This is a genomic window from Agromyces humi (genome assembly GCF_009720255.1).
Classification (GTDB): Bacteria; Actinomycetota; Actinomycetes; order Actinomycetales; family Microbacteriaceae; genus Agromyces; species Agromyces humi.
Window position 1 is genome coordinate 1 of record NZ_WJSP02000368.1, and the last position, 3,629, is coordinate 3,629.

4 protein-coding genes are annotated in these 3,629 nt (G+C 71.5%); all 4 read right to left on the reverse strand.

Annotated features, from left to right (window positions below):
• On the reverse strand, positions 1–576 hold a 576-nt coding region (locus GH736_RS19160), incomplete at its 3' end, for an aminotransferase class III-fold pyridoxal phosphate-dependent enzyme (RefSeq protein ID WP_407922377.1).
• The gene (gene hemB / locus GH736_RS19165; protein WP_268891254.1) at positions 573–1,571 is read right to left on the reverse strand and encodes a porphobilinogen synthase; all 999 of its coding nucleotides are present in this window, start codon (positions 1,569–1,571) and stop codon (positions 573–575) included. The genes GH736_RS19160 and hemB, both read right to left, overlap by 4 nt.
• 9 nt (positions 1,572–1,580) lie before the next feature.
• Positions 1,581–2,906, reverse strand: coding sequence for a heparan-alpha-glucosaminide N-acetyltransferase domain-containing protein (locus GH736_RS19170; RefSeq protein WP_159606189.1), 1,326 nt, complete (start codon positions 2,904–2,906; stop codon positions 1,581–1,583).
• Positions 2,907–2,978: 72 nt separating this feature from the next.
• Positions 2,979–3,629, reverse strand: a 651-nt coding sequence (locus tag GH736_RS19175) for a carbohydrate ABC transporter permease (protein WP_159606191.1), incomplete at its 5' end; no start/stop codon positions are given.

The following is a 3,629-nucleotide window of genomic DNA, read 5'->3' on the forward strand; positions in this document are numbered from 1 at the left end:
GGTGAGGGTGTTCAGCATCCGGATGGTGTTCCGGGCGGTCTTCCCCGTGGTCAGTTCGTCGTCGACGAGGACCACGGTCTTGGATCGGTCGTCGAGCGCTCCACGGTCAGCCGGGGTGTGGTAGTGGCCGGAGAACTTCACGAGCACGTCGCGGCCCGTGAATCCGCGGGCGAGGCGGATGGCGCTCATGGTCGCCTCGGTGCCGGTCGACACGAGGCGCAGCTGCTCGACGGGTCCGACGCGGCCCTCGACGAGCTCGGCGAGCTCGGTCTCGGCGGGCGTCGACGAGCCGAACGAGAGACCGCGGCTCGCGGCATCCGTCACCGCCTCGATGACCCGCGGATCGGCGTGGCCGAGGATCGCCGGGCCCCATCCGGCGACGAGGTCGACGTACTCGCGACCCTCGACGTCGGTGACGTACGCGCCGCGGGCGCTCACGAGGAAGCGCGGCGTGCCGCCCACCGAGCGGAACGCGCGCACGGGCGAGTTCACGCCCCCGGGGATCGCGGCCTGCGCGCGGGCGAAGAGCCCGGCATTCGTGGTCTCGGTGGTGGTCATGCTGCGTGCGGCGTTCATGCGAGGTCTCCGTCTCGGATCCAGTCGGCGAGCTCGACGGCCCAGTAGGTGAGCACGGCATCGGCGCCGGCGCGGCGGATGGCGCGCACCGACTCGATCACGGCGCGCTTGCGGTCGATCCAGCCGTGCGCGGCGGCGGCCTCGATCATCGCGTACTCCCCCGACACCTGGTAGGCCCAGACTGGCACCTCGGAGGCCGCGGCGACGTCGGCGAGCACGTCGAGGTAGCTGCCGGCGGGCTTGACCATGACGATGTCGGCGCCCTCGTCGATGTCGATCATCGCCTCGCGGAGGCCCTCGCGACGGTTGCCCGGGTCGAGCTGGTACGACCGGCGGTCGCCCTCGAGGGTCGACTCGACGGCGTCGCGGAACGGCCCGTAGAACGCGCTCGCGTACTTCGCCGAGTAGGCGAGAATCGCGGCATCGGCGTGTCCGGCGTCGTCGAGGGCCTCGCGCACCGCGGCGACCTGGCCGTCCATCATGCCGCTCAGGCCGAGCAGCTGTGAACCGGCGCGGGCCTGCTCGAGCGCCATGGCCGTGTACCGCTCGAGGGTGGCGTCGTTGTCGACGCGTCCGCGCTCGTCGAGCACCCCGCAGTGCCCGTGGTCGGTGAACTCGTCGAGGCAGAGGTCGGTCTGCACCACGAGACGGCCCGCGGATGCCTCGACGGCGACGCGCGTGGCCACGTTCAGGATCCCGTCGGGGTCGGTCGCCCCCGAGCCGCGCGCATCGCGCACCTCGGGCACGCCGAACAGCATCACGCCGCCGAGGCCCGCGGCCGCGGCATCCGACACCGCCTGCGGCAGGGACTCGAGCGAGTGCTGCACGACGCCGGGCATCGAGCCGATCGGCACCGGGGCGGTGACGCCCTCGCGCACGAACAGCGGCAGCACGAGGTCGGCGGGGTGCAGTCGCGTCTCGGAGACGAGGCGGCGCATGGCCGGGGCCTCTCGCAGGCGACGTGGGCGGACGCGGGGAACGGGCGTGGAACTCACCCGTCCAGCCTACGTCGCGGCGGCCTCGGCCCCCCTGAGAGCGCTCGCGCCGTCCTCGTCGCCGGCCGGTCCTCGTCCTCGTCCGCGGTCGGCGAGCCGTGCGAACAGCCGACCCGTCAGGCTGACGAGCGATTCGAGCGGCCCACGTCGGCGCAGGAGCATGAGCACGGCCCCGACCAGGAGTGCGCCGAGCACGTGGATCACCCACATGATCGGGCTCGAGATCGACCAGGGCACGTCGGCGGTCGGGTCGTCCAGCCAGCGGTCGCCGACGGCGAGGGCCACGATGCCCGCGGCGAACACGTGCAGCGTGTAGATCGTGAGCGGCGCAGCGCCAGCAGTGGCCACGGGCGCGAGCACGCGGGAGACCGCGCGCGGCATCGCGGTGCGCAGCACCAGGCAGCACCCGATGACCAGCACGGCGATGCCCGTGGTGATCGCGAGGTCGAACAGCGTTCCGGTATGCGGGGCGGGGCTCTCGAGCCAGCGCACGTCACCGGGAATCACGGTTCCGTACGCCGAAGCGTAGAAGAACGCCTCGACCTCGCCGGCCTCCGCGTATCCTGCGTAGTCCTCCTGCAGCCCGGCGAGTCCCCCCATCGGGCCAGCCAGCACCCAGCTCACGAGGGCGGCGGATGCCGCGACCGACGCGCCGATGACCGCCATCCTCAGGCCGAGCCCGCGGAGTGCGCCCTGCTCGCGGGCGGCGATGACGACTCGCCCGACGGCGACGCCGACGAGGAGGTACACGAGCCAGGTCATGACCGGGTAGACGCCGGTCACGAAGAGTCCGATGAGGAGCCCGGCTGGATCGGCCAGGTCCGCCCAGCTCGCGCTTCCCAGCCACATCCCGTCGACATCCGTCACCGCGAGCCGCAGGATCGACGACGCGATCGGCCAGACGATCGCGACCGCGATGGCCACGCCGAGGAGGTTCGAGACCGTTCGGCCCAGCAGCGGGATGACCAGCCAGAACGTCACGCCGAGGTAGACGAGGATCACGAGGACCGATCCCTCGAGCAACCCGAGCGTCAGTCCCACGAGCACGATCGCGAGGCCGCGGCCGAAGAGGTTCAGCCGCGCGGCGGCGAGTCGCCCCGTCTCCATCGACGTGCGGGTCGTCATCGCGATGCCGACGCCGGCGAGCACGGCGAAGAGCGCGGCGGCCTTACCCGCGACGATCTCGCTGAGCCAGGGGGCCGGGTCGGATCCGTCGATGCTCCACGCCCAGACGTGGGTCGCCATCATGCCTGCGAGAGCGAGGAAGCGGGCATCGTCCAGCCCGAGGATGCGCCCGGTCGTGCGTGCGGGTGCTGAGGGCGCGGCGACGGTCATCCGTGCAGCATAGGGGTGACCGCGAGCCGTGCGGAACGCCCCCGTCGGAAACGTGCCAGGTCGCGGCCGCCGTCAGCCCTTGAGCCCGGTCTGCGCGAGCCCCTCCACGAACTGCTTCTGGGCGAACACGAACACGATGAGCACGGGCAGCGCCGTGAGGGTGGCCGCCGCGAGCTGCGTGTTCCACATCTCGCCGCCGTACGCGTCGGTGTAGCGGGTGAGCGCCTGCGGCAGCGTGAACAGCTCGGGCGTCTGCAGGTAGACCGTGGGCTCGAGGTAGAGGTTCCACACGTGCAGGAACGTGAAGATGGCCACCGCGGCGAGCGCCGAGCGGCTCAGCGGCAGCGCGATCGACCAGTAGATGCGCCAGCGGCCGAGCCCGTCGATCCGCGCCGCCTCCTCGAGCTCCACCGGCAGCGTGATGAAGTACTGCCGCATGATGAACGTCGCGAGCACGCTCGGCGCCCCGAAGGTGCTCACCAGGATCAGCGGCCAGTGCGTGTCGATCATGCCCCACTGGTTGAAGAGCTGGAACAGCGGCACGATGGTGACCTCCGCAGGGATGAGCAGGCCGGTCAGCACGACGAGGAACAGCACGCCCTGGCCGCGGAACCGGATGCGCGCGAACGCGTAGCCCGCCATCGACGAGAACAGCATGGTGCCCGCGGTCACCAGCACGGCGATGTACATCGAGTTGAAGTACTGGCGGGCGAACGGCTGCAC